This window comes from Shewanella sp. SG41-4 (assembly GCF_014164505.1).
Lineage (GTDB): Bacteria > Pseudomonadota > Gammaproteobacteria > Enterobacterales > Shewanellaceae > Shewanella.
In genome coordinates, this window is the sequence record NZ_JACJFI010000522.1 from 1 (window position 1) to 1787 (window position 1787).

Genomic DNA, 1787 nt, shown 5'->3' on the forward strand with positions numbered 1-1787 from the left:
ATCAAAAAGAACAACTTTCTGAAAATGAACTAAAACAAGGAAGCAGCTTTGAAGTCAGAGAGACTGATCGACAATTGCACAAAACAACTGTGCAATCTTCAGTGCCTTATGACTTATTAGGTGAAATTTCTGAAGATACTAAGTTAACTCGGAAAACTATTTGTGAAATTTTACAGGCTATTTCACCTGAAAAATTTGGCTTATTTAAAGTTAACCCTGAACAATTTATTAGTGAAGCAACACGTTTAATTAATGAAGAGAAAGCAACGGCTACCATTCAGCATTTGTCTTATGACTTAATTGATGAGACTTACGACAGCGATATATTTACCCAGAATCAGGTGATAAATGATTTTAGTAAAGTCGTCGATAACCTTAAAAAACACGTTTATGATTTTGCATCTACAGATTCGAAAGTTGAACGAAAATTCATTGAAGAAATGGACACCAGCAACGAAATTGAAGTTTATGCCAAACTACCAAGAGGTTTTACTATTCCAACGCCACTTGGCACAGAGGGATACAACCCTGACTGGGCAATAGCGTTTAAAGATGGTGCTGTTAAACATGTGCTGTTTATTGCTGAAACTAAAGGCTCAATGTCTACTATGCAACTTAAAAAAATTGAAGAAGCTAAAATTGAATGTGCGAAAAAGTTCTTCAAGCGTTTAGAGCTAGAAGTAGATTCAGACGATGAAGCTGAAAAAGTTAAATTCAATATGGTTGCCAGCTACGGTGATTTATTGAAAGTAGTGGGACAGAATTAAGGAAGATAAAGTTATGGAACAGATTAATATAGGGACTATGTTGCCAGGCGCACAGCAATTTAATGATGACAATGTGAATCCTACGTGGAAAGCACATATATATACTCATGAGGATACAATTGTTGGCTTTGTTAAGTTAATTGATTTACGGAAAATTTATGTAGAGTGCATATGCGCGGTTATTGGTCGAGATTTAGGATTACCAATCCCTAAACCTATTTTGGTCAAAATACCACATGAGAGTTTGCCCAATTATGTTCCGGAACAATCTTTCAGTTTAGGATTTGCGTCTCAAGATGCAGAACACCCTAGTTTCAGGCGATATTTTAATAAAGACAGTAAAGAAGCAATTGAGAGTCTAATGAATTTTTCAAAGTCATTAGATATAGCTATCTTCGACGAGTGGATTGGGAATTGGGATAGAAATATAGGTAATATTTTGTATGATGGTAATAACGAATATTTTTTTATAGATCATGAAAATGCTATAGATAAAGGTTTAAGTACGAATTTACCTGCTAATCGAAATCAAATACTTGAACAATTATCTGTATCTCTAAGCGAATTTGAAAAGTTTAAAGCTAATAGAACCGGCCAGACGGACATAATTCCAGCGTACTCAGGTATTAAATTTTCGCTCTTATCAGAGAAAACCCTAGGCGGTTTATATTTATCGGATGATGAGGTTGTAGAGGTTATCGTTTTCTTGGAAGAACGATTGAATATTTTAAATGAATTGATTACTACCCGTTGGGGCTTCAAGCAGCAGGAGTTAGTTTTATGAATAAGCTCGACTCATTATTTCCAGAACTTCCAAAAGAAGAAGGCTATTGGAGAGCTATATATCTAGAACCAATCGTAGGTTCTGGAGAGAAGATATCTATTGCAGCTTTAGCTGTTACTAATAAGCAGTTTAAGGTTATACAATCAGTTAGAAATGAATTGCTGGACTGCCTTTATGGTAATCAGGCGGATAATATACGTTCAATGATTAGTTGGGTTATTAACTCTCTTCAAACT

General features: G+C 34.9%; 2 protein-coding genes and 1 pseudogene. All 3 read left to right on the forward strand.

What is annotated here, in order from left to right:
- A partial coding sequence (locus tag H5202_RS21825) for a restriction endonuclease (protein ID WP_443019468.1) occupies window positions 1–767 on the forward strand: 767 nt, incomplete at its 5' end.
- A gap of 13 nt (window positions 768–780) precedes the next feature.
- Window positions 781–1551: a HipA family kinase gene (locus tag H5202_RS21830; RefSeq protein ID WP_182773887.1), complete on the forward strand. Its 771-nt coding sequence runs from the start codon at window positions 781–783 to the stop codon at window positions 1549–1551.
- Window positions 1548–1787 (forward strand): annotated as a pseudogene (locus tag H5202_RS21835) (hypothetical protein); the annotation flags it as partial. The gene H5202_RS21830 and the pseudogene H5202_RS21835, both read left to right, overlap by 4 nt.